The 26,411-nt window shown below is 57.0% G+C and carries 29 protein-coding genes and 1 tRNA gene; 14 read left to right on the plus strand and 16 right to left on the minus strand.

The window, feature by feature from the left end; all coding sequences use genetic code 11:
* Window positions 1-2: 2 nt before the first annotated feature.
* A complete protein-coding gene (phoU, locus tag ACOQOY_RS20255) occupies window positions 3-704 on the plus strand; it encodes a phosphate signaling complex protein PhoU (protein WP_420587118.1) in 702 nt (233 codons plus the stop codon).
* A 12-nt stretch (window positions 705-716) separates the two neighbouring features.
* Entirely contained in the window at window positions 717-1,406 is a 690-nt protein-coding gene (phoB, locus tag ACOQOY_RS20260; RefSeq protein WP_420587119.1) for a phosphate regulon transcriptional regulator PhoB, read from the plus strand.
* Between the two features lie 156 nt (window positions 1,407-1,562).
* Here phoB and ACOQOY_RS20265 read toward each other — a convergent pair whose 3' ends face one another.
* Both ACOQOY_RS20265 and ACOQOY_RS20270 read right to left on the minus strand, forming a co-directional pair.
* Complete coding sequence (locus ACOQOY_RS20265) at window positions 1,563-2,432, minus strand: acyl-CoA thioesterase (RefSeq protein WP_420587120.1); 870 nt, start codon at window positions 2,430-2,432, stop codon at window positions 1,563-1,565.
* Window positions 2,433-2,483: 51 nt separating this feature from the next.
* Window positions 2,484-3,704 carry a serine hydrolase domain-containing protein gene (locus ACOQOY_RS20270; protein WP_420587121.1) on the minus strand — a complete coding sequence of 407 codons (1,221 nt, stop codon included), beginning with the start codon at window positions 3,702-3,704 and terminating at the stop codon, window positions 2,484-2,486.
* Between the two features lie 339 nt (window positions 3,705-4,043).
* Between ACOQOY_RS20270 and aroQ the strand changes: the two genes are divergently transcribed.
* On the plus strand, window positions 4,044-4,493 hold the full coding sequence (gene aroQ, locus ACOQOY_RS20275) for a type II 3-dehydroquinate dehydratase (RefSeq protein ID WP_420587122.1): 450 nt from the start codon (window positions 4,044-4,046) through the stop codon (window positions 4,491-4,493).
* Window positions 4,490-5,245 (plus strand): helix-turn-helix transcriptional regulator, encoded by a 756-nt coding sequence (locus ACOQOY_RS20280; RefSeq protein ID WP_420587123.1) that lies wholly within the window; start codon window positions 4,490-4,492, stop codon window positions 5,243-5,245. The genes aroQ and ACOQOY_RS20280 overlap by 4 nt, the downstream gene beginning before the upstream one ends.
* 392 nt (window positions 5,246-5,637) lie before the next feature.
* Here the strand turns inward: ACOQOY_RS20280 and tsf are convergent, their stop codons facing one another.
* The 5 genes from tsf to ACOQOY_RS20305 all read right to left on the minus strand — a co-directional run bounded on the left by tsf (window position 5,638) and on the right by ACOQOY_RS20305 (window position 9,424).
* On the minus strand, window positions 5,638-6,513 hold the full coding sequence (gene tsf, locus ACOQOY_RS20285) for a translation elongation factor Ts (RefSeq protein ID WP_420587124.1): 876 nt from the start codon (window positions 6,511-6,513) through the stop codon (window positions 5,638-5,640).
* 77 nt (window positions 6,514-6,590) lie between these two features.
* A complete protein-coding gene (gene rpsB, locus ACOQOY_RS20290) occupies window positions 6,591-7,382 on the minus strand; it encodes a 30S ribosomal protein S2 (protein WP_420587125.1) in 792 nt (263 codons plus the stop codon).
* Between the two features lie 166 nt (window positions 7,383-7,548).
* Window positions 7,549-8,403, minus strand: coding sequence for a lysophospholipid acyltransferase family protein (locus tag ACOQOY_RS20295; RefSeq protein ID WP_420587126.1), 855 nt, complete (start codon window positions 8,401-8,403; stop codon window positions 7,549-7,551).
* Entirely contained in the window at window positions 8,390-9,145 is a 756-nt protein-coding gene (locus ACOQOY_RS20300; protein ID WP_420587127.1) for a GNAT family N-acetyltransferase, read from the minus strand. Before ACOQOY_RS20300 ends, ACOQOY_RS20295 begins: the two co-directional genes overlap by 14 nt.
* Window positions 9,146-9,241: 96 nt before the next feature.
* Entirely contained in the window at window positions 9,242-9,424 is a 183-nt protein-coding gene (locus ACOQOY_RS20305; protein WP_170393080.1) for a DUF3553 domain-containing protein, read from the minus strand.
* Between the two features lie 42 nt (window positions 9,425-9,466).
* Here ACOQOY_RS20305 and ACOQOY_RS20310 point away from each other — a divergent pair, with 42 nt between their 5' ends.
* On the plus strand, window positions 9,467-10,063 hold the full coding sequence (locus ACOQOY_RS20310; RefSeq protein ID WP_420587128.1) for a histidine phosphotransferase family protein: 597 nt from the start codon (window positions 9,467-9,469) through the stop codon (window positions 10,061-10,063).
* Here the strand turns inward: ACOQOY_RS20310 and ACOQOY_RS20315 are convergent.
* The 8 genes from ACOQOY_RS20315 to ACOQOY_RS20350 form a co-directional block, all read right to left on the minus strand.
* On the minus strand, window positions 10,060-11,322 hold the full coding sequence (locus ACOQOY_RS20315) for a glutamate-5-semialdehyde dehydrogenase (RefSeq protein ID WP_420587129.1): 1,263 nt from the start codon (window positions 11,320-11,322) through the stop codon (window positions 10,060-10,062). The two genes, ACOQOY_RS20310 and ACOQOY_RS20315, sit on opposite strands and share 4 nt — an antisense overlap.
* 30 nt (window positions 11,323-11,352) lie before the next feature.
* A complete protein-coding gene (proB, locus tag ACOQOY_RS20320; RefSeq protein WP_420587130.1) occupies window positions 11,353-12,459 on the minus strand; it encodes a glutamate 5-kinase in 1,107 nt (368 codons plus the stop codon).
* On the minus strand, window positions 12,447-13,481 hold the full coding sequence (gene obgE / locus ACOQOY_RS20325; RefSeq protein WP_420587131.1) for a GTPase ObgE: 1,035 nt from the start codon (window positions 13,479-13,481) through the stop codon (window positions 12,447-12,449). Before obgE ends, proB begins: the two co-directional genes overlap by 13 nt.
* 37 nt (window positions 13,482-13,518) lie before the next feature.
* Window positions 13,519-14,055: a GNAT family N-acetyltransferase gene (locus tag ACOQOY_RS20330; RefSeq protein ID WP_420587132.1), complete on the minus strand. Its 537-nt coding sequence runs from the start codon at window positions 14,053-14,055 to the stop codon at window positions 13,519-13,521.
* Window positions 14,056-14,304: 249 nt separating this feature from the next.
* Window positions 14,305-14,574 (minus strand): 50S ribosomal protein L27, encoded by a 270-nt coding sequence (gene rpmA / locus ACOQOY_RS20335; RefSeq protein WP_010440093.1) that lies wholly within the window; start codon window positions 14,572-14,574, stop codon window positions 14,305-14,307.
* An 11-nt stretch (window positions 14,575-14,585) separates the two neighbouring features.
* Complete coding sequence (locus ACOQOY_RS20340; protein ID WP_420587133.1) at window positions 14,586-15,206, minus strand: 50S ribosomal protein L21; 621 nt, start codon at window positions 15,204-15,206, stop codon at window positions 14,586-14,588.
* 222 nt (window positions 15,207-15,428) lie between these two features.
* Complete coding sequence (locus tag ACOQOY_RS20345) at window positions 15,429-16,229, minus strand: DUF2059 domain-containing protein (RefSeq protein ID WP_420587134.1); 801 nt, start codon at window positions 16,227-16,229, stop codon at window positions 15,429-15,431.
* Window positions 16,229-17,071 (minus strand): DUF2059 domain-containing protein, encoded by an 843-nt coding sequence (locus ACOQOY_RS20350; protein WP_420587135.1) that lies wholly within the window; start codon window positions 17,069-17,071, stop codon window positions 16,229-16,231. Before ACOQOY_RS20350 ends, ACOQOY_RS20345 begins: the two co-directional genes overlap by 1 nt.
* 123 nt (window positions 17,072-17,194) lie before the next feature.
* Between ACOQOY_RS20350 and ACOQOY_RS20355 the strand changes: the two genes are divergently transcribed.
* The 9 genes from ACOQOY_RS20355 (at window position 17,195) to ACOQOY_RS20395 (ending at window position 25,865) form a co-directional block, all read left to right on the plus strand.
* Window positions 17,195-17,284 (plus strand) — tRNA-Ser (locus tag ACOQOY_RS20355).
* A gap of 190 nt (window positions 17,285-17,474) precedes the next feature.
* A complete protein-coding gene (locus ACOQOY_RS20360; RefSeq protein ID WP_420587136.1) occupies window positions 17,475-17,966 on the plus strand; it encodes a hypothetical protein in 492 nt (163 codons plus the stop codon).
* Between the two features lie 219 nt (window positions 17,967-18,185).
* The gene (locus ACOQOY_RS20365; protein ID WP_420587137.1) at window positions 18,186-19,214 is read left to right on the plus strand and encodes an alcohol dehydrogenase catalytic domain-containing protein; all 1,029 of its coding nucleotides are present in this window, start codon (window positions 18,186-18,188) and stop codon (window positions 19,212-19,214) included.
* A gap of 75 nt (window positions 19,215-19,289) precedes the next feature.
* The gene (locus tag ACOQOY_RS20370; RefSeq protein WP_420587138.1) at window positions 19,290-20,165 is read left to right on the plus strand and encodes a branched-chain amino acid ABC transporter permease; all 876 of its coding nucleotides are present in this window, start codon (window positions 19,290-19,292) and stop codon (window positions 20,163-20,165) included.
* 4 nt (window positions 20,166-20,169) lie between these two features.
* A complete protein-coding gene (locus ACOQOY_RS20375; RefSeq protein WP_420587139.1) occupies window positions 20,170-21,267 on the plus strand; it encodes a branched-chain amino acid ABC transporter permease in 1,098 nt (365 codons plus the stop codon).
* On the plus strand, window positions 21,264-22,028 hold the full coding sequence (locus ACOQOY_RS20380) for an ABC transporter ATP-binding protein (RefSeq protein ID WP_420587140.1): 765 nt from the start codon (window positions 21,264-21,266) through the stop codon (window positions 22,026-22,028). Before ACOQOY_RS20375 ends, ACOQOY_RS20380 begins: the two co-directional genes overlap by 4 nt.
* Complete coding sequence (locus tag ACOQOY_RS20385; RefSeq protein ID WP_420587141.1) at window positions 22,025-22,798, plus strand: ABC transporter ATP-binding protein; 774 nt, start codon at window positions 22,025-22,027, stop codon at window positions 22,796-22,798. Before ACOQOY_RS20380 ends, ACOQOY_RS20385 begins: the two co-directional genes overlap by 4 nt.
* A 3-nt stretch (window positions 22,799-22,801) precedes the next feature.
* Window positions 22,802-24,688 (plus strand): AMP-dependent synthetase/ligase, encoded by a 1,887-nt coding sequence (locus ACOQOY_RS20390; RefSeq protein ID WP_420587142.1) that lies wholly within the window; start codon window positions 22,802-22,804, stop codon window positions 24,686-24,688.
* 16 nt (window positions 24,689-24,704) lie between these two features.
* Window positions 24,705-25,865 (plus strand): ABC transporter substrate-binding protein, encoded by a 1,161-nt coding sequence (locus ACOQOY_RS20395; protein ID WP_420587143.1) that lies wholly within the window; start codon window positions 24,705-24,707, stop codon window positions 25,863-25,865.
* A 54-nt stretch (window positions 25,866-25,919) separates the two neighbouring features.
* Here ACOQOY_RS20395 and rpsI read toward each other — a convergent pair whose 3' ends face one another.
* Window positions 25,920-26,405: a 30S ribosomal protein S9 gene (gene rpsI / locus ACOQOY_RS20400; protein ID WP_039535473.1), complete on the minus strand. Its 486-nt coding sequence runs from the start codon at window positions 26,403-26,405 to the stop codon at window positions 25,920-25,922.
* Between the last annotated feature and the right edge of the window lie 6 nt (window positions 26,406-26,411).

A 26,411-nucleotide genomic window follows, 5' to 3' on the forward strand; every position in this document is an offset into this window, starting at 1 on the left:
ATATGAGCGAACAACATATTGCATCCGCATTTGACCGCGACCTCGAAGCCATTCAGGCCCATATCATGAAGATGGGTGGTTTGGTCGAAGCCGCCATCATGGACGCCGCGCGTTCGCTTGAGACGCGCGACGAGGAACTGGCACAGCGGGTCCGCCACGGCGACAAGGCTATCGACGCACTGGAGGAGCTGATCGACGAGGAAACCGCGCGCCTGATCGCGTTGCGCGCGCCAACCGCAAGCGATTTGCGTCTGGTTCTGTCAGTGCTGAAAGTGTCCGGCAACCTCGAGCGGATCGGGGATTACTCGAAGAATATCGCCAAACGGACGACAGTTCTGGTCAACACGGGCGAGATCAACGGCAGTGCCGCGGCCCTGCGCCGTATGGCACGCGAGGTTGAGCGGATGCTGCGTGACGCGCTCGACGCCTATATCCAACGCGATGCCGAACTGGCCACCGATGTCATCAACCGCGATGAAGAGGTCGACCAGATGTACAACGGCCTGTTCCGCGAGTTCCTGACCTTTATGGCCGAAGATCCGCGCAACATTTCATCCTGTATGCACCTGCATTTCATTGCAAAAAACATTGAGCGCATGGGTGATCATGTCACCGCGATTGCCGAGCAGGTGGTCTATCTTGTCACTGGTGAGCGCCCGGCTGAGGCTCGGCCCAAGGCCGATATCACCTCGCAATCCGTCTAGGAGTTTGTTCTGATGTCCGCAGATCAGCCAACAGTACTGGTTGTTGAGGATGAGCTGGCCCAGCGTGAAGTGCTGGCCTACAACCTCGAAGCTGAAGGGTTCCGTGTATCCAAGGCCGCAAGTGGTGACGAGGCCATGCTGCTGGTGGAAGAAGATCACCCGGATATCATCGTGCTGGATTGGATGATGCCAAATCTCAGCGGGATCGAGGTTTGCCGACGGCTGAAATCACGGCCCGACACGCGCTCAATCCCGATCATCATGTTGTCGGCCCGGACGGAAGAGGTCGACAAGGTGCGCGGCCTGGAAACCGGGGCTGATGATTACGTGGTCAAACCGTATTCGGTGGTAGAACTGATGGCACGCGTACGCACACAGCTGCGCCGGGTTCGGCCCGCGACGGTTGGCATCCGTCTGGAATTCGATGACATCGTTCTGGATTCAGAAACGCACAAAGTCAGCCGTGGCAGCAAACCGTTGAAACTCGGCCCAACAGAATTTCGTCTGCTGAGCACGTTCATGGAAAAGCCGGGCAGGGTCTGGAGCCGCGAGCAACTGCTGGACCGTGTTTGGGGTCGGGACATCTATGTCGACACGCGCACCGTTGATGTTCATATCGGGCGCTTACGCAAAGCGCTGACGCAACACGGCGGGGAAGATCCGGTGCGCACAGTGCGTGGTGCCGGATACGCTTTGGGCTGATTTCAGCACCAGCATCGATCCGTTATGCGCCAACCCACTAATCGTGTAATTGGTATTATGGTAAAAATTCGATGACAACACGGGTCGTTTAGATTTATCCGTAACAACCCGGAAAAAGGTCAAAGTAACTATAGACCAATGGCTTAGCGAAACTAGCTAAGGTTTTCGCCGAGCCTTACGCATCAGTCCTTCCTGCGCAACTGACGCGACAAGGGTTCCGTCTTCGGCATAAACCGACCCGCGGTTAAAGTTACGACCGTGGCCACTCCATGGGGAATCCATTGAATACAGATGCCAGTTTTCGAAATGAACTGGCGCATGGAACCACAATGAGTGATCCAGACTGGCACCGTTAACTTCTCCGGTGTACCAGCTCAGACCATGGGGTCTCATGCCGGATGTCATAAGATACATGTCCGACGCATAAGCCAGAATAAGGTGTTGAGTTACAGGATCAGTTCCGGCGGCCGCATTCATTTTAAACCATATCTGGTTGGCATCATTACTTTTTCCGGGCGAAAATGGATTCTGGTGATCAACTTCGCGAACTTCTATAGGCCGATCTCGCAGCAGCTCTCCGCGCCAGCCTTCGGGCACCTGATCAACGTATCTCTGCCGCAAATCCGCTCGCGCAGGATAAGTTTCCGGAGCGTCCATTTTGGGCATCGCGTGGTGATGGTCCCAACCGTCGTCTTGTACATGAAACGAGGCTGACATGTTTAGGATTTGATTCCCATGCTGAATCGCAACCACGCGGCGGGTCGTCAATGAACCTCCATCTCGTGCTCTATCGACTTGAAAAATAACGGGAATAGATGGATCGCCTGCACGGATGAAATAGGCGTGCAGCGAATGACACATGCGGTTTTCTACGGTCCTGTAGGCCGCAGCCAAAGCCTGAGCGACAACCTGGCCGCCGAAAATGCGTGTCGGCGTTTCGCCACCCGAACCTGTACCGCGAAACAGGTCGACCTCAAGCCTTTCGATGTCCAAAAGGTCAAGAAGGATGCGTTCTGCTTCGGTCATGCGGCGTACTCCGGTTACTTGTCCGAGGATTGGGTATCAGCCGTTGCGCGGTCATTCAATCGTCGCGCCAAGGACCAGAGCTTTTAACTCGGCTCGGGCTGGGTATGAACTGGACGGCGAAAGCTGAGTGAAGAACACGGTTGTCAGTTCATTGACCCGGTCAATCCAGAAATAGGTCGAGGCCATACCGCCCCAGCTGAAGTCACCCACAGAGCCCGGCACCCGGGTTCTACCGGGGTTAATCACCACTGCACCGCCCAGGCCAAAGCCGGTGCCTTCCATTGGCTGTTCGGCAAAACTCTGTGGCCCCATCGAGGCAATGTCGCCCGGTAAGTGGTTGCTCAGCATATAGTCTACGGTCTTGGGGCTTAGTAGTCGGCCAGACTTGCCCTGCCCGCGCATCCTCAGCATCTCGGCAAAGCGCGCATAGTCGTCAATAGTACCGACCAATCCGCCACCGCCTGAAAATGTGGTTGTATTTTCAAACGGTGAATCTCCGGCTTGATCGATCAGCCGCAATGTCTCGTCGCCGGTTTCCGCAGAATTCAGGGCCATCGCATCCCCGGCCAGCGGGGTGTAGAGCGACGCAAACCGATCCCCTGCCCCGGCCGGCACCGAAAACCCGGTTTCCTGCATGCCAAGCGGCTCAAAAATCTCTTCCCTGAAGAACTGATCGAGTGACCGGCCAGAGACCACCTCGATCACGCGGCCAAGTACGTCGATACCGACCGAATACTCCCATCTGGATCCTGGCTGAAAGGCCAGAGGCAGCCGGGACAGCGTGGTGACACGATCGGCCAATGACCCCTGATCCGGTCCGAATATCAGGTCCAGCTCATCCATGGCGTTTGGCAAGAGCCCCGGATTGAACGGATAGCTGAACCCGCTGGTGTGAGTCAGCAACTGGTGCAGCGTCGGACTTGGAGCATCTTCTGTTTGATCAAGTCGTTCAGCCCCTGGAATCAGCGCCAGCATATCGCCGAATTCCGATATAAAGTCAGAGAGTTGTGCGTCGAGGTGAAACAACCCACGTTCGACCAAGATCATCAAAGCGACCGTGGTTATTGGCTTCGTCATGGAATAGATGCGCGCGACCGTATCACGCTGAAATGGCAGAGCGTTCTCGACACTTCGTTGGCCGCAGGAGTGAAAGATCACCTCGGCCCCCTGATGTTTGACCAGCACCGAACTGCCTGCGTATTTTCGCTGATCAACATATCGTTGCACCCAGTCGGCTATGCGGTTCAATCGATTTGGGTCGAAACTCGCCATATGAATTAGGTCTCTTGTGGTTATTTGATCCGGTTTTGACGGGTTATTTGCCAAATTGGCACTGTTATTCCAGCTTAGCCCCGTTCACGCAATCTCAACACGATAGGGCCAATTATTGCAGCCTGTGTGGAGGTATGAGTACTCCAACCTTTTTACCGTAAGGTTGCCGTGTAACACACTATTTTTATTGGGTTGTACCCACCATCTCCATACCGGAAAACGCACATGGGTCGTGACCTGTGTAACACTCAGCTGTGTCCCCTCGCCTCAAACGTGAACTGGCAGGTGGACATTTCCACCTTTTCACGTCTATGAACCTGTCAGGGGAACAGTGAAATTATGCAAAAAGCTTTGATATTGAACGGCCCAAACCTCAACTTGCTGGGCACACGACAGCCCGAGGTCTACGGCAGCACTACACTGAAAATGGTCGAGGACTTGTGCCAGTCGCATGGTGCGTCTTTGGGCATTGATATCACATGCTTTCAGTCCAATCACGAAGGCGCCCTGATTGACGCGATCCACGCAGCAAAAGGCGTGCATGACGGGATCGTCCTGAATGCCGGGGCCTATACACACACCTCGATTGCCTTGATGGATGCGATCGCCTCGGTCGAACTGCCAATGATCGAAGTGCATCTGTCCAACATCCATGCACGTGAGGAATTCCGGCACGTCTCCTATATTTCACGCGTGGCCCTAGGCCAGATCTGTGGTTTTGGCGCGCAAGGGTATGTGATGGCGCTCGATGCCTTGGCGGCACATCTGAAAGGTGGATCAACCGCATGAAGCTGAGCGAATATCTTCACTTTCTCAGCTACACAAAGACTCTGGAAGAGCTGTGGGACACTCATTGCCGTCAGATGGCCAAGTTCGGCTTTGACCGCCTGATTTACGGTCACACGCAATACCGTACTGAGACGTCCTTGGGTGACCCCGAAGATTTCGTGATCCTGACAAATCACGAAAAGCCCTATCTGGACGGCTTCTTGCGGGGCGGACTTTATTTTCACGCTCCGATGTTGAAATGGGCGCTGCATAATGAAGGTGCTGCCAGCTGGAACTTCGCGCAGGACATGGTCGCAGACGGCACGCTGACCCAAGAGGAACGGGACGTTCTAGAGTTCAACAAAACGCATGGCGTGGTCCATGGCTACACGGTCAGTTTCACGTCTGTCTCGATGCGATCAAAGGGTGCGATTTCCCTGTCGGCCGGCGCGGCGGAAAGCCAGGCCGAGGTCAATGCTATGTGGGCCGAACATGGCGACGACATACTGCTGATGAACAATGTCGCGCATCTTAAGATTCTCACCCTGCCCTATAACGCGCCGAACCGCGCCTTGACCAAACGCCAGCGCGAGGCCCTGCAATGGGTTGGGGACGGTAAGACAACGCAGGATATTGCCCTTCTGATGGGGCTGACTTCGGCTACGGTAGAAAAGCATCTGCGCCTCGCGCGTGAGGCTTTGTCGGTCGAAACAACAGCGCAGGCCGTACTTAAAGCTTCGCTTCAGAACCAAATGTTCATTATGGAGGCATAATTCGCCTTAAAGTGACGCCAAATTGCGTCAATTTACCCTAGGTAAGGAAAACATGACTTTCCGAATCTGGGGCCCTGAATGCAAAGTGATACTGTTCCGTGAGTGGTGGCTTTAGCCAGGGAACATTTGGTTGGATCTTTGCAATAGGAAAGCTCTCCAATCGCTCTGACATAAGGGCGCCTATTCGTCCGCGTCTCTTAGTCGGAAATTTGAGGGGCCTCGACCATCCCCATCATGCGGGGCCCCTCATTTCATTTTAATCGGATGCGGGACGCTGTAGCGCCCTTTTTTTGTTTCAGAACGCAGTCATGTCATGACCAAAAAACCGGCCACGCTGTGCGTGACCGGCCTTTTTGTGTCTCCCGGCTCCTCAGGGTGCCGGGAATATTTGCTTAGCCCTGAGCGGCTTTGGCAACTTCGGCTGCAAAGTCTTCTTTTTCGACGACGATACCTTCGCCAACTTCCAGACGGATAAAGCCGGTGATGGTTGCGCCCGCTTCTTTGGCCGCTGCTTCGACGGTCAGGTCAGGGTTCACAACGAACGACTGGTTCAGCAGAGTCGATTCCGCGACGAATTTCTTCATGCGGCCTTCGATCATCTTCTCGATCACCTGCTCCGGCTTGCCGGATTCGCGGGCGATGTCCATCTGAACCTGCTTTTCTTTCTCGACAACTGCCGGGTCCATGTCGGCCTCGGACAGAGCTGCCGGGTTCACAGCCGCGATGTGCATCGCAACCTGCTTGCCGATTGCTTCGTCGCCACCGGTCAGAGCAACCAGAACGCCGATTTTACCCATGCCATTGGTGGCCGCGTTGTGGACATAGGACACAACAGTGTCGCCCGACAGTTTGGCCATGCGGCGCACCGACATGTTTTCACCGATGGTGGCGATCTTGTCAGTCAGGGTGTCGGCAACGTTCTTGCCGCCCAGATCGGCTGCCAGCAGTGCGTCGACGTCTGCAACGCCTTCTGCGGCATATGCGATCTTGCCAACCATTTCCTGGAACTCGGCGTTTTTCGCAACGAAGTCGGTTTCCGAGTTCACTTCGACAGCAACACCGTTGCCACCGTTGACGTGAACAGCAACCAGACCTTCTGCTGCGGTACGGCCCGATTTCTTGGCCGCTTTGGCCAGACCTTTGGTACGCAGCCAGTCAACGGCTTCGTCCATGTTGCCGCCGGTTTCGGTCAGCGCTTTTTTTGCGTCCATCATGCCTGCGCCGGTCGAGTCGCGCAGTTCTTTAACCATTGCTGCTGTGATTGCCATCTTTTGGCTCTCCTCAATTCAAACGGAATTGGGGCAGGTCATACCCTGCCCCATATGTCATTTACGTGACGGGCAGCTTACGCTTCGGCAGGTGTTTCTGCTTCGGCGGGGGCTTCTTCTGCAACGACTTCTTCAACCGGTGCTTCTTCGAATGCACCCAGGTCAACGCCTGCTGCACCCATCTGAGCGGTCATACCGTCCAGAGCGGCGCGTGCGGCCAGATCGCAGTACAGCGAGATAGCGCGGGCTGCGTCGTCGTTGCCGGGGATGATGTAGTCAACGCCGTCGGGCGAGCAGTTGGTGTCGACAACAGCCACAACCGGGATACCCAGTTTGTTGGCTTCGGCGATGGCCAGCGCTTCTTTCTTGACGTCGATGACGAACAGCAGGTCAGGAACGCCGCCCATTTCGCGGATACCGCCCAGCGAGGCCTGCAGTTTGCCCTGGTCACGCTCCATGCCCAGACGCTCTTTCTTGGTCAGGCCTTCTGCGCCCGATTCCATGGCTTCGTCGATCTGGTTCAGACGGTTGATCGACTGGGAAACGGTTTTCCAGTTGGTCAGCGTGCCGCCCAGCCAGCGGTGGTTCATGTAGTACTGAGCCGACTTTTCAGCCGCTTCAGCGATCGGGCCAGCAGCCTGACGCTTGGTGCCAACGAACAGAACGCGGCCACCTTTTGCGACGGTGTCACGAACAGCCTGCAGAGCCTGATCCAGCATCGGAACGGTCTGGGTCAGGTCCATGATGTGGATGCCATTGCGCGAGCCGTAGATGAACGGGCCCATGCGGGGATTCCAACGCTGTGTCTGGTGACCAAAGTGAACGCCAGCTTCCAGCAGCTGACGCATGGAGAACTCGGGAAGAGCCATGCTATTTTCCTTTTCCGGTTTACGCCTGGGCGGGGGTGAAAGAAGCGGATGCTCCAACCGGCGGTCTTGATGAGGATGTCTCCCTCAAAAAGCCCAAACCCCGCCTGCGGGTTTGAATGGCGCGCGTATACGGCAGGTTTTGAGGCAGTGCAAGGGCCTTTTGCCCTTATTTTTCGAGCCGGGCCAAGCTGTGCGCGTGACGCACGGCTTCTTCACAATGCGCTGCCAGCGCCTTGCGGTTTTCAAAATCGCTGACTTTGGCTGGCGCGTGATAGATCAGCTCAACTCTGCCCTGCCGCCGCGCCCCGAGTGTCTTGAGCAGATGCGGGCCGAACTCCATGTCTCCCCACCAGCCGTAGAACCGTTCAGGCTGACCTGCGGGCGCATGGAACACGACCGAAACCGGCTGCACATACATGAAATCCCGCAACCCATCTGCGAAGAACGCTGCAAAGAGCGTTGTTTTAAATGGCAAAACCCGAAGTCCATCGGTCGAAGTCCCTTCGGGGAAAAACAGCAGCTTGTGTCCGGCTTTCAGCCGTGTCTCAAACACCTGCGTTTGTTCCCGCGCCTTCTTGCGGTCGCGTTCGATGAACACCGTGCCGGTAGCCCGCGCCAGCCAACCGATGCCGGGCCAATTGGCAACTTCGGCTTTCGATACAAAATAGACCCTCTTGCGCGCGTTCAGGGCAAAGATATCAAGCCATGAGGTATGGTTCGCAACCACTGCACCCCGCTGCTGCATCAGCGCGCCCGAAGTCTGAAACCCGATCCCGAGTATCCGAAACGCGGTGCGGCAGACAAACTGGGTGATGAATGGTGTGATCGGGCGGCGGACACCGAACAAGGGGATCTCGAACAGACGGATGATCAGCAATACGATCAACCCTCCGAAGACCAACACTGCCAGAGGCAGACCGCGCAATACGACCAGCACCCATCCAATCAAGCCCAGATCAATCGGGTCAGGCGCGTCCTCGCTGTTCCACAACGGCTCATTCACCAGATTACGCCCCGCCATAGATGCGCCTTTGTCGTTCATTCATGCGGGCGGTGTCGAGGATCAGGCACACATCCGTCGTGTTAAAGGCGTGGTCGATGAACGCCCCCTCGCCCACAAATCCGCCAAGACGCAGATAGGCTTTGATCAAAGCTGGAACCTGCACCATCGCGGCCCTGCGATCCAGCTGATCCGGCGAAACCAGATTCATCGTCTGAAACACGTCAGGCTGGGCCCGCACCCGTATGTCCGGCGGTGCCAGATGGTTGTGGTGCAGCATCGACAAAGGCTGTGCCAAAGCCTGAACATCCGTGCCGTGAAAGCTGGCGACGCCGAATAGAACTTCGATCTCACGTTCCAGAACGTATGCCGACAAACCGTTCCATAGGTGGTACATTGCCGTACCGCCACGATAGTCTGGGTGCAGGCAGGATCGACCAAGCTCTAGCAGTTTGCGCCCACCGTTTTTCAGCACGGTCAGATCGTATTCATCTTCCGAATAGAACTGCCCCAAATCTACTGCACGTTCGCCCGGTAACAGCCTGTAAACGCCTATAGTTTCCCCGGTGCGATCATCAATGGCAAGCATGTGGTCAAAGTATGGATCGAACTTGTCCCGCTCTAACCCAGCCTCATGATCGACCATCTCTCCGCCACCGCCTAACTCGCGCACGAAGACGTCGTAGCGAAGCCGTTGCGCTGCACGGAGTTCATCTTCGGTCTCGGCAAGTTTGACAGTAAAGGAAGGGCCTGCGTCCGGCATTGTGGTTCCGTTCTTGTTTGCCCGCTGATACCGCAGTTTCCGGGGGGATGGCAATAAAGGCCAAATCGTGCGGCGTTAACCTTTCCTAAACCAGTTTCACGGATCAAAGACCGGCATCAGGGCGATGCGCGTTCCGTCAATCACCACTTTCCCCTGCTCGCGGAAATTCACGGTGATTTTGCCGCCGATGTTGGACTGTACCTGCCCAACGCCCCAGTCGGGGAAATCGGGGTGGCGGACGAACATGCCCGGTGCAAGAATAGCATTGAGGTCTGTCATGGTTGGGCTCCGGTCCAGCGGCAGATGCAGCAGGAGGTACGCATGAGCGACACCAACGTCAACCTGGCCGAGTTGATCGGGTCCCGGATCTGTCACGACCTGATCAGCCCGATCGGGGCGATCACCAATGGCCTGGAATTGCTTGAGATGGTCGGCGCGGTAGAAGGCCCCGAGATGGAGCTGATCTCGGGCAGCGTTGGCAGCGCAGGTGCGCGCATCCGGTTTTTTCGCGTAGCCTTTGGATCGGCCAGCGATCAGCCTCTGGGGCGGGCTGAAGTGTCGGAGTTGCTGAAAGATGTCGAACGCGCCGGTCGTGTCCGCGTGACATGGCACCTGACCGAGGCTGTGCCTCGCAATCAGGTCAAACTGGCCTTTCTGGCCCTGATGTGCTGCGAAAGCGCGATGCCTTTTGGGGGTGAGGTCTCAATTGACCAATTCGGTGACAGCTGGACGGTCACCGGGTCGGCAGACAAGCTGAACGTCGACAATGACCTTTGGAGCAACCTTCCCAGAGGACGCTTTGCGAACAAAGTCACCCCTGCGCAGGTGCAATTCGCCCTGCTGCCCGAAACCGCATCTTCTCTGGGACGGCGGGTTGCGGCAGAGACCACCTCAACCCGCGTAGTGATCCGTTTTTAAGATCGGGTCGTCCCGTTCCCGCGCACCAGATATTTGAAGCTGGTCAGCTGAGCGGCACCGACCGGGCCACGCGCATGCATCTTGCCAGTAGCAATACCGATCTCGGCGCCCATCCCGAACTCACCGCCATCGGCGAACTGGGTTGAGGCATTGTGCATCAGGATCGCGCTGTCCAGCCGCTCAAAAAAGAGCGCGGCGACGGCTTCGTCTTCGGTCAGGATGCAGTCGGTGTGGTTCGAGCCAAATTGGCGGATATGGGCGATGGCTGCGTCAATATCCGAAACCGGCTTGGCTGCGATGATGCTGTCGAGGAATTCCTTGCCCCAATCCTCCTCCGTCGCGGGAACGGTTCCTTTATTGGTCAAGGTACCCTCGGCGTGAACCTCGACACCTGCGGCTTGCAAGGCAGCGATTACGTCACGCCCAAGTGTCTCAGCCACGTCCTGATGGATCAACAGGCACTCGGCGGACCCGCAAATGCCTGTACGGCGCGTCTTGGCGTTCAGCACCACATCCAGCGTTTTCTGCGGATCGGCGGCTTTGTCGATATAGATATGCACGATGCCTTCGAGATGGGCGAATACCGGCACACGCGCCTCGCGCTGCACCAGCCCGACTAGCCCTTTGCCCCCGCGCGGCACGATAACGTCCACATAGGCGGTCATCGTCAGCAATTCCTGCACCGCCGCGCGGTCGCGTGTCGGCACGAGCTGAATTGCATCTTCGGGCAGGTTTGCGGCCTTCAGCCCCTGAACCAGACAGGCATGGATGGCGCCAGAGGAATGAAAGCTCTCGGACCCGCCGCGCAGGATCACAGCGTTCCCGGATTTCAGGCACAGCGCGCCCGCATCCGCAGTCACATTCGGGCGGCTTTCATAGATCACACCGATCACCCCTAAAGGTGTGCGCACGCGCTGGATGTTCAGGCCCGAGGCCATATCCCACTCTGCCAGCACTTCGCCCACAGGATCGGCCTGATCGGCGACAGTACGCAGACCGTCAACCATGCCCTGAATCCGGGATTCATCCAGCATCAGACGGTCCATCATCGCCGGGCTCAGGCCCTTTTCGCGACCGAACTCGAGGTCCTTTTTGTTCGCTTCGATAATATCGGCCCGGTTGGCCCAAACCGCATCCGCGGCCGCGATCAGAGCGGCGTGTTTACGTTCCGCGCTGGCGAATGCCAGATCGGCCGAGGCCGCTTTGGCACGTTTTCCAAGATCGGCCATCAGGCTGGGAATGCTGTCGAAATCCTTCATCTCATGTGCCTTTCAGAGGGTCTTTATCTATTACAGGGCCAGATCATCGCGGTGGATCAGCACCGCCCGGCCCGGATATCCTAGCGTGGCCTCGATCTCAGAGGATTTGCGCCCTTTGATTGCGTCGGCTTCCTGCGCGGTATAGCGGCTGAGGCCTTGCGCCAGAGGGCGAGAGGACGGGTCCAAAATTGCCACGGGATCGCCGCGACCAAACTCACCCGTAACCTCCACGATACCGGCAGGCAGCAGGCTTTTGCCATTGGAAAGAGCCTTGGCTGCGCCATTGTCGACCACAATCTCACCGCGGGGCTTCATCGCAGAAATCCAGCGTTTCCGTGCAGCATGCGGATCCAGTTTCGCAGTGAACCAGGTGCAATTGGCCCCTTTTTCCAAAGATTTCAGCGGGTTCAGGGGCGACCCTTCAGTAATCGCCATAGCGCATCCCGCAGCAGTTGCCATCTTGGCGGCCAACAGCTTGGTCTTCATCCCACCCTTTGACAGACCCGAACCGGCATCCCCGGCCATGGCCTCAATCTCGGGTGTAATCCTGTCGATCTGAGAATATCTGGTGGCCGTCGGGTCTTCGACCGGGTTGCCGGTATAGAACCCATCCACATCGGACAGAAGGATCAACTGATCCGCACCCACGGTCACGGCGATCTGTGCGGCCAGACGATCATTGTCGCCATATCGAATTTCATCGGTCGCAACCGTGTCGTTTTCGTTGACAATCGGGACCACGCCTAGCCCTAACAGCGTCTCAAGCGTCGCGCGAGAGTTCAGATAGCGCCGCCGATCCTCGCTGTCCTCCAGCGTCACCAGTACCTGTGCCGTGGTGATATTGTGCGGCGTCAGCGCCTCTTCATAAGCGCGGGCCAGACGGATTTGACCAACTGCAGCCGCCGCTTGGGACTGTTCTAGCGGCAATGCTGCCATGGGCAAGCCAAGCACGCCGCGACCCAAGGCAATAGAGCCGGAGGACACCAGAATCACACCCGTCCCCTGCCCCTTAAGCCATGCAACATCCTGCGCCAAAGATTGCAGCCAGTCCGAGCGCAACAAACCTGTATCCCGGTCCACCAACAGAGCGGACCCGATCTTGACCACCAGTCGCTTGGCTGAGGTCAGGGATGCCACGTCTTCGCCTCCTCAACGGGCTTTTGCCGCAGGCGGTTTTCGTCAATCTGAGCCCGAAGGGCGCGCAACACCTCGGTGACGCCCAGATGGGCCACGCCGGACATGGTCATGACGGGACCGCCAACAGCCTCTTCCAGCTCGGATTTGGCGAAATCGCGTTCTTCGTCATCCAGTGCGTCAACCTTGTTCAACACTGTGATGCGGGGCTTATCGGCCAATTCACCGCCATACGCCTCAAGCTCATGAATGATGGTCCGGTAGTCCTCGGCCACGGTTTCCGAGGTGCCGTCGACCAGATGCAGCAACACAGCGCAGCGCTCGACATGGCCCAGAAAACGATCTCCGATCCCGCGACCTTCATGCGCGCCTTCGATCAGGCCGGGAATGTCGGCCACAACAAATTCTACGTTGTCGACGCCAACAACACCCAGATTTGGATGCAAGGTAGTGAATGGATAGTCTGCGATTTTCGGCCGCGCATTCGACGTGGCGGCCAGAAAGGTCGATTTGCCTGCATTCGGCATGCCTAGCAGACCGACATCAGCGATCAGTTTCAGCCGCAGCCAGATAGTCCGGTCGATCCCGGCCAGCCCCGGATTCGCGCGACGCGGCGCTTGGTTGGTGGCAGATTTGAAATGCAGGTTACCGAATCCGCCATTGCCGCCTTTGGCCAGCAACACGCGCTGCCCAACCTCAGTCAGGTCACAGATAACGGTCTCTTCATCCTCGTCGAGGATTTCGGTACCGACGGGAACGCGCAGAACAATGTCGTCGCCGTCTTTGCCGGTTCGTTGCTGACCGCGCCCCGGCTGACCGTTCTTGGCGAAGAAATGCTGCTGATAGCGGAAGTCGATCAGCGTGTTCAGCCCGTCCACGACCTCAGCCCAGACCGAGCCTCCCTTACCGCCGTCCCCGCCATCGGGACCGCCGTATTCGATGTATTTTTCGCGTCGGAAGCTGACGCACCCGCCACCTCCGGCCCCGGACCGGATGTAGACCTTCGCAAGATCGAGAAATTTCATGTGTGTCCCCTACTGCAAAGGCCCCATCGGCCACAAGTCAGAGTTTTTTACTATAGGTCCAGGTGGGCACGTTTGCGTCTCGCGCCACCGAGTAGCTCTCGGCGTCACCCAGATATTCAAAGCCGCAATGGGTCAGAACCCGCGCCGAGGCCGGATTGTCCTGAAACACGCTGGCAAACATTGTCGCGTTCTCCAACGGGTTGGAGGTTACAAGCGTTTCCACCGCCAGAGACGCGATCCCGGTATTCCAATAGACCGGCGCGACCCAATAGCCGACTTCGGACTGGTTCCGATCCAGTCGCGTCAGCGAGATCAAACCGATCAGCTCGGGGCCACCGTCCTTGGTGGCATCCATCGCCCAAACATCCTCATCCCGGTCTTCGGCCATCGAGCGGGTTACAAACGCTTCGATCGAGCCGGGCGGCAAAGGATGCGGGATAGACGTGGTCATACGCGCCACGCGCTCATCGCCTGCATAATGCTCAATGAGACCCATATCCGACCGCCGCAACGGGCGCAGGTCGAACCGCTCGGTTTCGATGACCGGCTGGTTTATTATTGCCTCAAGTTTCATGGGTGTGTTCCTCCTCCGAACAACACGTAAATTACGGACACAAATGCTAAACTCACTAACGTCCACATCAGATATTTGCGGCCCAGACGATCTTCAACCGCATGGGCGATCCGTCCCTCAAACAGGGGCGGTATTGTGCTTGCTGCGTGTGTCATCGGGGTCATAGATCAAAACTGTGTTAAAAACGAGAAAGGGGACCGGCATTTTCTGCCGGTCCCCTATTTATTTCTAAACCTTTAGGGTTTCGGCTTACTCTGCGGCCTCCGCCACTGGCAGGACCGAAATAAAGGTGCGGTTTTTGAGTCCCTTGTGGAACTTCACGGCGCCATCAACAGTTGCAAAGATGGTGTGATCTTTGCCCATGCCTACGCCTTCGCCCGGCCAGAACTTGGTGCCGCGCTGACGCACGATGATGTTGCCTGCGATGGCTGCCTGGCCACCATACAGTTTCACGCCAAGGCGGCGACCAGCTGAGTCGCGACCGTTACGGGAGGAACCGCCAGCTTTTTTATGTGCCATTCTCTCTCTCCTTAGCCTTGAGCCAGCTCTTTGGCTTGCTCAACCCATTCGGGTTTCACTTTGATGGTGTCGATAGCAGCAATCTGCTCGTCCGACAAGGCGGCCAGAGCGGCAAAGCTCTCGATACCGGCTTCGGCCAGCTTCTTGGCAGCGGCAGGACCGACACCGTTCAGCTTGGTCAGATCGTCAGCGGCAGCCGCAGCGGCGGGTGCCTCTGCTTTGGCTTCAGCTTTCTTAGCAGCAGGCTTTTTCGCTGCCGGAGCAGCTTCGCCAGCCGGAGCCGAACCGGTTGCAGCTTTGATGCCCGACTTGTCAGCGCCCGACGACAGGATGTCGGTGATTTTGACCAGAGTCAGTTTCTGACGGTGGCCAACGGTACGCTTCGAGCTGTGCTTACGACGGCGCTTGACGAACTTGATGACCTTGTCACCTTTGACCTGTTCGATCACTTCGGCCTGTACGCCTGCGCCTTCAACGAAAGGCGCGCCAACAACCGGAGCGTCGCCGCCCAGCATCAGAACATCGTTGAATTGAACTTTTTCACCTGCGTCGGCAGCCAGTTTTTCAACGCGGAGCACGTCGCCCGCCTGAACCTTGTACTGCTTGCCGCCAGTCTTGAGGACCGCAAACATGCGTCTTTCCTTTTCATACCCGCGTTCTGTGGTCCCCGTATGGGTGTTTCTGGCCCCAAGAAACTTGAAAGCCACCTCGAACAGCGCGCCCTTTTCGGGCTGTGTGACGACCCAAGGACATACGCCCGATAGGTCAATAATAACGAGACCCGGCGCGGAGATTCCGGCCGGGATGCGCGCTTATCCATAGATTGCAGCGGAAAGTCAACACGCAATGCAGACCTAAAGCTCGGAACTCTTTAGAACCCCTGCCACTGCCTGACCCAATTGGAAGTATATAACATCAAACATCCGGTCAAAGCTTTCGAACAGGGCATGATTGATCGCCTTGCCCGTTTCGGTCCGCGAAAACGCGATATTCTCGCGCATCTCAGCATCCTCCAAGGGCCTATAGGCTAGAAGAAAGAAGGAATAGAGCCAGGTTTCCGTGTCTTCTGTGATGCGGTCTTTCTGATCCAGCAATTGCGCCAGCAGTTCCTCTTCATCGGCACCGATCCCCTGACTCATGCCGCGAAAGAAGTGAAAATCGGCACTGATGGAGTTCTTGACGTTTTCGTCTACCAGATTGTTGATCTGAATATACTCGTCGACCAGACGGTAAGTTTCACTGCTCCGGTCGCCATTCTTATAGGCGTCCTCGGCCATTTCTTCGATCGTTTCATCAGCAAGGGCGGCGCGAGCCGAAATCTCTAGCGACGTGATTGTCTGCCCCAGATCGCTTTCAAAAAACAAAATGGCGCGGTCCAGTTGGGTTTCGGTCAGAGTGTCCTGAAAAACATCCCGGATCTGATCGTGCATAAACTCTGCGTCATAAATCCGCTCGACCTCTGCCAGAAAGACCGGGCCGCCTTTGTTCTCAAGAAAGACCTCCTGCACATCCGCACCCAGCGTGGTGCCTTCGTCTTGCAAGATGTCAATGACCTGATCCAGCTGTAGTGCCCGAAGCAAGCGATCCACCTTTTCTTCGGCCTGTACCGGCAAGACCCATAGGCACAGGGCAAGTAACCCGGCGAGCCAGCGCATCAAATGTCCTGAGCCGGATGCAGTTCGGCCATCCGGGTCGCAAGTATTTCAAACTTCATCGCCATGATTTCATATTGAATGGCGTTCAGCAGTTCATAAACCTGCTGCATCAGCGGTTGCTCCAACGCTTCGGTATAGGCCAACACCTCGTCATCCGAGAAAGCCTGATAGGTGTACGCCGCCCCGGCCAGCCCCGACAGTTGCAGTGCCTGACGCATGCCCGTTTCATTCTGCTTCATGGTCTCGCGCAATTCATCCGCGTTCATGCGAAGCTCGATCACGCCCGAGGCACTGGCGGCCAGCAAGAATCGTACCTGAATTTCCTGCCATGCGCGCAACGCGGTATCGCTGGCGTCAATCGCCGCATTCATCCGTTTCAGGGTTTCGACACGGTGCGAGCCTTTCTGGATCAGCGCGGCCACGATCTCCTGTCCTTCTTGCCGTCTGGCCTCATCGTCCTCGATCATATGAGAGGCGTTCTCGGCCTCGACCAGACGCTGCCCCAGATCAGAGGCGTAAAACTCTACCGCATGGGTCAATGCCTCGTCGCTGAGCGTCTCTTCCAGAATCGAAACGGCGATTTCGCGCATCTCTTCGGTGTCAAACACCTCTTCGGTCAGACGCGTCCAGTCGGATCCGAACCCATCAGGATCGATTCCCAGCATCTGCGGGGCCGAGGCCGAAGCCAGCGCAATGCTTTCCAGCGCTACGTCAAACCCGGTGGTGATCAGAAATGCTTCGATCCGGTCGCGATTGGCCGCTTGGGACGGCGCGGACAAGAAAGACACCGATAAAAGCGCTAGGAAGACTGAAAGGACGATGTTGCGTGCAAGATATGTCATATCCGAAAGCCTAGGTGTTTTGTGCCGTCTGGCAATGGAAAATCCCATCATAGTGAAAATCGCGAATTTTCTGCTTGCACCCCTGCGCGTTCCTCACTAAATCCCCCCCTCACAGACCCCCGCGGAGAGGTGCCGGAGTGGTCGAACGGGGCGGTCTCGAAAACCGTTGTGGGTGCAAGCCCACCCAGGGTTCGAATCCCTGTCTCTCCGCCACTAACTTTCCCATTCGGCTTTGTTGATGTGCGGCATGTGTGACGCGTTACGGCGTGAAATCGCCATTTACATGCGCTGAATTGGCATGGCTCGGCTCAATCTCTGGTTTTGCAGAGAACTTCCGGGAATTCCCCTTTGAAATCAGATAAGCTTAACCCATCTCGGCGACACATTTTCTAAGGAGAAACACATGTCGCGTACACTCATTTTGGCCGTGGTAGCAGCAGGCATCGGGGCCGGAGCTTACTATTACCTCACGCAACCGGAACCCACCCCGGCAGAACAGCTTCAATCTGCGGCGCAGGAGGCTGGTGATGCGGTCAGCGATGCGGCCAGTTCCGTAGCCGAACAGGCAAATGACGCCGCATCTTCACTGACCGATCAGGTAAATGAAGCGGCCGAACAGGCCAGCGACGCAGCAACCGATCTGGCCAATCAGGCCGGAGAAGACGTTGCGGCTTTGGCCTCTCAGGGGCAGGACCTTGTGAATTCGTGGATTGAAGACGGCGCGCTGTCGGTTCAGAACTTCGACTATGACAAGATGGTGGCCTCAGTTCAGGAAAGCACTCTGGCGCAGGACATCAAAACTCAAGCCATTAAGATTCTGGATGACATCAAAGCCTCGCCAGAGACCATTGCCTTGAAAATTCAGGAACTTCAGCAGCTTCTGACCGGTCAATAAACAATGCGGGTCGCCCGGACTTCGGGCGGCCTTCTCCCCAGGTAATGTGCTGGTTCCACCCACGTCAGGGGCTGGTTTGATTGACGTGTTGCACCTCATTTGATTGGCTGCAAACACGCCGGACGCAAACTCAATTTCCTTTTCGCAGCGCCTGAAGCAACGACAGGCAACGCTTGGGTTTCGCGTTCATTACCCACTGTTCAGCCACAAGGAACGCTCATGACCGCCCTCCCCTCGACCATGTTCGCAACCATTCTCAAACATGACGGTTACGCCGATGCGGCGACCGGCCCCTTTATCGAGGATGCGTCCGACTGGTTGGCCGAGGCGGACCTGCCCGTTCCCGAACCCGGCCCCGGGCAGGTTTTGATCAAGCTGCGTGCAGCCTCGGTCAATCCATCGGATATTCACTTTATCAAAGGCGAGTACGGGCAACCCAGGGTCAAAGGCGCAGCGGCGGGTTTTGAAGGGTGCGGGGACGTTGTGGCAACCGGCAAAGGGGCCGAAGCGTTGCAGGATCAGCGCGTTGCCTTCATCACAGCCGGTTCCGGGGCATGGGCAGAATATGTCCTGGCCCCAGCAATGATGTGCATCCCCTTGCGCCCAGAGATTTCTGACGCAGACGGCGCGGCACAGATTGTGAATCCTTTGACCGCTATGGCGATGGTCGATATCGCGCGAAACGCAGGGGATGCCTTTGTCATCTCAGCAGCGACCAGTCAGTTGGGCAAACTGATGTGTGGGCTTGGGCGTGATCTCGGGCTGAAACCGATCGCTCTGGTACGGCGGGGCGAAACGGCAGAAACGCTCAGACAACTTGGAGCGGCTGAGGTGTTAGTCACGACCGATGACGCGATGGTGCAGAAATTTGCCGACATCAGCAAAGCCCTGAAGCCCCGCGTATTTTTGGACGCAGTGGCCGACCATATATCCGAACAGGTATTCTGCGCCATGCCCAATAAGGCCCGCTGGATTTGTTATGGCAAGCTCAGCCCCGAACTGCCGACCCTGACACAAACCGGGCAGCTGATCTTTATGGGCAAGCAGATTGAGGGCTTTTGGCTGACCAATTGGGTCATGTCCACCCCGCCCGAAGATCAGGCACGAGTGGTGGCCGAGGTACAGGCCCGGTTCGCCGATGGGCGCTGGAAAACGGATATTTCAGAACGGCTTGCGCTGCGTGATCTTGTGCCAAATCTGGCCGATGCGCTGAAAAAGAGTGACGGAAAGGTACTTATCACGCCATAGTAGAGCCAAGCCCCGTCCGTACGCGGAAATCCGGGGCAACCAAAACGCCGGATCCACCGGCATGGGAGGGTGAGTTTGGATAACGCGCAGCTGCTGATCAGCGGGCTCGCGAATGGCTGTGTATACGGCCTGATCGCTCTTGGCTTTGTGTTGATTTACAAAGCGACCGAGGCGGTGAATTTCGCGCAGGGCGATTTCATGATGCTGGGCGCGTTTGTCACCATCGGGCTTACAAATACCGAATATATGGGCCTGCCGTTCTGGATGGCGCTGCCGATTTCTTTGGGGATCATGGGGGCGCTGGGATATCTTCTGGATCGGCTGATCATCCGCCGCCTGTTCGGCGAGAGCCAGACAGCGGTCGTAATCCTGACTATCGCCTTGGGGTTTGTGATCCGCTTTGTGGCCGGGCTGATCTGGGGACATGAACCCCAGACGTTACAGAACCCGCTGGCCGGGTTGGACATGCGCTTTGGCGGTCTGGTTCTGGGCGCCGAAGATGTGGCCGTGATCGTTGTCACCATTCTGTTGACCTTCGGCCTTTACATCTTTTTCAGCCGCACGAAACTGGGATTGGCGATGCAGGGCGCGTCGCAGAACCAATTGGCGGCCTATTACATGGGCATACCCGTCAAGCGCGTTCAGGGTTTTATCTGGGCGCTGGCCGGAGTCGTAGCCGGTATCGCGGGCATACTCTTTGCCGCCAAGGGCTCGGTCGATCCCACCACTGGCCTGCTGGGTATCAAAGCTTTCGCGGCCGCTGTGATCGGTGGTTTCGGCAGCCTGCCCGGTGCCTTGGCCGGAGGGCTGATCGTCGGCGTCATCGAACCCTTCGCCAGCCGTTATATCGCCGCAGGTTACAGCCAGATTGCGCCCTATGCGTTGCTTCTGGCGGTACTGATCTTCCGCCCCAACGGGCTGTTCAGTCAGGTCCGGGTCAAGAAGGTCTAGCCGCATGAGAATCGTGTTCAAAACCGACTATATGCAGGATATCCGACCGTGGAAGGACCGCTATCAGCTGAGCCTCTACCTGATCTTGCTATGCATCGTTGTCGCCGCGCCGTGGTGGCTGGATGATTTCTATTTGGGTGAGCTGACAAACGTTCTGATCTGGGCCATCGCCGGGTTGGGTCTGATGGTGCTAACCGGCCATACCGGTCAGGTCAGCCTTGGCCATGCGGCGTTTCTGGCCTTTGGCTGCTATGCAAACGTCATTCTGATTGAGGCCGGAGTGCCATTTCTGGTCGCCTTCCCTCTGGCCGGTATCCTGACGGGTATCGCCGGGGTTACGGTGGCCATCCCTGCCCTGCGCCTGCACGGTATCTATCTTGCGATCTTCACCATGGCCCTGTCGATCCTGATGGACGACGTCATCGTATTGGCAGAACCCCTGACCGGAGGTGTTACGGGTAAATACCTTGGCGGTGTTGAAATTTTCGGGCACCTGGTCGATCGCTGGGCGACCCCGGATCAGTTCTTTTGGTTGGTTCTGGCTGTGGCCGTTCTGGTCACGCTCGGCTACATCAACCTGCTGCGCGCGCCGCTGGGGCGCGCGTTCATCGCGGTGCGCGATTCCGAGGTCTCGGCTCAGGCGATGGGCGTCGATATCTCGCGTACCAAGATGATCTCATTCGCGCTGTCCTGCGCTGTCACAGGTTGGGCGGGCGCGCTGATGGGCATGTATTCCGGCGCGTTCAATAATGAGACGTTCAGCGTTCTGATCTCAATCCAGTTGCTGATGATGATCGTAATCGGCGGGCTGGGTTCGATCCACGGCGCGTTTCTGGGGGCCATCGTGATCGGGTTCCTGCCACAGTTCCTGTCGATCTCGAAAGAGTATGTTGGCGCTCTGTTCGGCGGCAATACGGTCGCGATACCGGGGCTGGAGTTCGGCATCTTCGGCATGATTCTGGTCGGCTTCATCCTGTTCGAACCAATGGGGTTGTATGGGCGTTGGCTGAAAATCCGTACCTGGTTCGAGTTGTTCCCCTTCTACCGGAAAGACATGTTCAAACGCCAAAAATCCTACCTCAAGACGGAACGCCTAAGATGAGCCTGCTTGCGTTCGAAAACGTCACCCTGAAATTCGGCGGCCTGACCGCGGTGAACGATCTTTCGTTCACTGTTGAGGAAGGAGAAGTTCTAGCCATCGTCGGCCCCAATGGCGCTGGAAAATCTACCGTATTCAACCTGATCTCGCGGTTTTACGATCCTTTCGCCGGGTCGATCCGCTTTGATGGCCACGACTTGCTACAGGTTAAGCCTTCTGGTGTGGCCACTTATGGCGTGGCGCGGACCTTCCAGAATATCGAGTTGTTCGAGCATGCCACCGTCCTGCAAAACCTGCTGGTCGGGCGGCACCGGCATCGTAAAACTCACCTGCTGTCTGAATTGCTGTTTCTGCCATCGGCGCGTCGGCAAGAGGTCGAAAACCGCGAGAAGGTTGAAGAGATCATCGACTTCCTCGACCTGCAAGCCTATCGCGACAAGATGATCTCGGGCCTGCCTTACGGGGTGCGCAAGGTGGTCGAGGTCGCCCGCGCGCTTGCCACAGAACCAAAGCTGCTGTTACTGGACGAACCCGCATCCGGCCTGTCGGTTGAAGAAACCACGGACATGCGCTGGTGGATAGACGATATCCGGCGGCAAATGGGCATCACGGTGCTGATGGTCGAACATGATATGGGGCTGGTCTCAGGAGTCTCTGACCGGGTGCTGGCCATGGCTGACGGGGCCAAACTGGCCATGGGAACACCTGCAGAGGTTCAGTCCCACCCTGCGGTGATCGAGGCCTATCTGGGGAAAGCCTCATGAATGCTCCCATCCTCTCAGTTCGCAATGTCGAAAGCTTCTACGGCCCCATCATGGCGATCCGGGGTGTGTCACTGGATGTGCATCCGGGCCAGATTGTAACGATCCTTGGCGCGAACGGTGCGGGGAAGACGACGCTTTTGAAAACGGTCTCGGGAGTGATGGACCCCGAAAAGGGTAAAATCACCTTTGATGGCGTCGAAATTCAGGGATCCGAGCCGCACAAGGTCGTGCAAAAAGGCATCGTTCACATCCCCGAGGGGCGCGAGGTCTTTCCCCTTCTGACGGTTGATGAAAACCTCAACCTCGGGGCCTATACGTCTACGGAAAAAGGACAAATCGACCACGACCGCGAACTGGTATTTTCCTATTTCCCAATCCTGAAAGAGCGTCGCACACAAGAGGCCGGTACACTTTCGGGTGGTCAGCAGCAGATGCTGGCAATCGGGCGCGGGCTGATGGCGAATCCAAAAATCATGCTGCTTGACGAACCGTCTTTGGGTCTGTCGCCGCTGCTGGTCCAAGAGATTTTCGGCATCCTGAGGCGCCTGAACGACGAGCAGAACATGACCATGATGCTGGTCGAACAGAATGCCAACGCGGCGCTTGAACTGGCTCACCATGGCTATGTGATGGAGGTCGGACGCCTTGTCATGGACGGCGCAGCAGATGTTCTGATGCAATCCGAGGATATCCGGAACTTTTATCTGGGCGTGCAGGAAGAAGGCGCGCGGGAAGCCCGCCGCTGGAAACGCAAAAAGACGTGGAGGTAAGCCTTGAATATCAGCACCCTGCCCCCTCAGACCAAGATCAACGGCGTCCAGTACAACGCAACTGTTGGGCAGAGACCGGTCCATGTGGATGAGTGCACCACGGTCACCCAATTGTTCCAGAAACGTTGCGCTGCGCTTGGCGACCGCACGGCACATCGGGAAAAAGATCTTGGCATCTGGAAAGCCTATTCCTGGACCGATTACTGGCAACAGGCCAAATGGATCGGGCTGGCGCTGCGGAAACTCGGTCTGAAACGGGGTGAGGTCGTCTCGATCCTGTCCGAGGATCGCAAGGAATGGGCGTGGTTCGACATGGGCATTCAGGCCGTCGGAGGGATCGCGTCGGGCGTCTACACGACGGATTCCTCCAGCCAACTGAGTTACCTGATCAATGACAGCGACAGCCGGTTCCTGATTGTCGAGAATGAAGAGCAACTGGACAAGTTTTTTGAAGTCGAAGCCGACATGCCCGGTTTGCTGAAGGTTGTCATCCTGGAAGACGAAGGCCTGCATGATCTGGACCACCCTCGTTGTATGATGATCGACGCGCTTTACGCGCTGGGACAGCAGGCCGAAACTGAAGAACCGACGCGGTTCGAGGTCGAGATCGCCCTGGCCTCACCACAAGATACGGCATTGCTGATCTATACGTCCGGCACGACCGGACCGCCCAAGGGGGCCATGCTCAGCCATGAAAATATCCTTGCAGCCATCGAAAGCGGCGCGCGTGCCCTGCCCGCTTACGACAGCGATGAGCAGCTGTGTTTCCTGCCGCTCTGCCACATACTTGAGCGCGCAGTGTCGATCTATTTCCCTTTGGCCGCGAAATGCGTCGTGAACTTCGCGGAAAGCCCCGAGACGGTTTTCGCGAACCTGCAAGAGGTCTCTCCCACCACTTTCACCGCAGTACCGCGCGTGTGGGAGAAGATCTATTCCCAGGTCCAGATCATGGCGCAGGACGCTACGCCCGCAGGTCGCGCCGCCTTTGGAATGGCGCTGAAAGCCGGTCAAGCGCGGGCCGAATATCTGTGTGCAGGGCAGACCGTTCCGGCGGGCGTGGCCGCCCGGTTCTGGCTGTGGGATCGTCTGGTGCTGCGCAATCTTCGGCGGATGCTGGGCATGGACAAACTGCGCCGGGGCGGTTCAGGCGCGGCTCCGATCTCGGCTGATCTTCTGAAATGGTACTGGTCAATCGGGGTGCCGCTGGTCGAGGGGTTCGGCATGACGGAAACCTCTGGTCTTGCCACCATAAACACTATCGAAAACAACAAGATCGGGACCATAGGTCAGGCTATACCCAGCAATGATCTTCGGATCTCGGACGAAGGTGAAATTCAGTTGAAGGGCCTGAACATCTTTCAGGGGTATTGGCGCAACAACGCCAAGACTGCTGAGACCTTTACGGCTGACGGCTGGCTGCGGACCGGTGATCTGGGGCATGTGGACGAACAGGGATTTGTCACCATCACCGGGCGACTGAAAGACATCATCATCACAGCGGGCGGCAAGAATGTCTCACCAGCTGAAATCGAAAGCCGCCTGAAGTTCAGCCCTTTTATTTCAGACGCGGTTATTGTTGGCGACGAACGGAAATACCTGACCGCCCTTATTATGATCGACCATGAAAACGTTGAGAAGTTCGCACAGGATCGAAAAATACCCTTTTCGAATTTCGCATCGCTGTGTGCAGCACCCCAAGTGCGGGATCAGATTGCGACCGAGGTCAACGCGGTAAACAGGGACTTCGCCCGGGTCGAACAGATCAAGGATTTTCGCCTGATAGACGTCATGCTGACTGCGGATGACGATGAACTGACGGCTACGATGAAACTGAAACGCAGTTTTGTGGAACAGAAATACCAACATCTCATTGAAGACATGTACACATAGTTTGGGAGGAGACGTTATGAGGACTGTAATCAAAGGGCTGGCCACAGCCGCCGCCTTTACGGCATCCGCTACGCTTGCGGCGGCGGAAACGCAGGGTGTGACGGATGATGAGATCGTCATTGGCTCGGTCAGCGATCTGAGCGGCATTTTCGCCGCTGTCGGAGTTCCGGCGACAAAGGGCGCGAATGTGGTTTTTGACCGGGTCAATGCCGACGGTGGCGTGCATGGCCGTACCATCCGCTACGTGGTCGAGGACAACGGCTATCAGATGCCGCGTGCGATGCAGGGCTATAACAAGCTGCTGAACCGCGACAAGGTGTTTGCCATGCTGCAATCGTTGGGAACGCCCATGAACATGGCCGGTTTCAAGTTGCTCGATCCCAAGGGCATCCCGAATGTGGCCCCTCTGACCGCGGCACGGCAGATGCTGCAAGAGCCGATGGAGAACAAGTTCACCTCATTCTCAACCTATTTCGACCAGAGCCGTGTTGGCGTGAAATATCTGGCGGACACGTTTGGATCTCAGGCGGTGTGCACCATGTATCTGCCCACGGATTTCGGTAAGGAAATACTTGAGGGCAGCCAGGCCGGCGCAGAAGAGGCCGGAATCAGCTTTGTCGCCGAAACCACTCATAAACCTGACGAAACGGACTTCGTGGGCTCTTTGAGTAAGTTAAAAGAGGAAGGCTGCGACATCGTCACAATCGCACTGGGTGTGCGTCAGGCGATTACTGTTGTGGGGACCGCCAAGAAAATGGGGCTGGAGGACATGAAGTTCATGGGCACCTCAGCCAGCTTCCTGACCGTGGTTGCTCAGGTGCCGGGTGGTGTGACTGATGGGTTTTACGCTGCCGCCTCTTGGCAGGACCTGTGGGCCCGCGCCGATGAACCCGCACCTGCTGCGTTCATCGAGGAATACAAGGCAGCAACCGGAGAGGACCCGGTCGGCTTTGCAATGCTAGGCTATTCCGCAGCCGAGATGATGGTCAAAGCGTTGGAGGCCGCTGGTCCCGATCTGACCCATGACAGCTTCATCGCCGCAATGGAGTCTCTGGACTACACCGACGACCTGATCGGCAACCACTTGGACTACGGTCCTGACGACCATCAGGGAGCGGATGTAGTGTATGTGAGCGTGGTCGAAAACGGTGCCTGGAAAAAGGTCTACGAAGAATAAACGAAAAAGGGCTCGCAAACGCGAGCCCTTCTGCATTTCGATGTTCTGTAGCAATTAACGCTTCGAGAACTGGAACGAACGACGCGCTTTGCGTTTACCGTATTTCTTACGTTCCACAACGCGGCTGTCGCGGGTCAGGAAGCCAGCGGCTTTCAGGGCGCCACGCAGGCTGGGATCGTACAGTTGCAGCGCTTTCGAGATGCCGTGCTTGACCGCACCGGCCTGACCGGTCAGGCCACCGCCTTTGACGGTTGCAACAACGTCGAACTCACCTTCCACACCGGCAACCTGGAACGGCTGGCGCAGGATCAACTGCAGAACCGGGCGAGCGAAGTACTTGTCTTGGTCTTTGCCGTTCACGGTGACCTTGCCGGAACCCGGCTTGATCCAAACGCGGGCAACAGCGTCTTTACGCTTGCCGGTGGCGTACGAACGGCCCAGTTCGTCACGTACGGGTTCACGTACGATGACTTCTTCGGCCACGGTTTCAACGCCTGCGACGGCGCTCAGCTCTTCGAGAGTATTGATCTGATCAGCCATCGGTCA

This window comes from Ruegeria sp. (assembly GCF_965221235.1).
Taxonomy (GTDB): domain Bacteria; phylum Pseudomonadota; class Alphaproteobacteria; order Rhodobacterales; family Rhodobacteraceae; genus Ruegeria.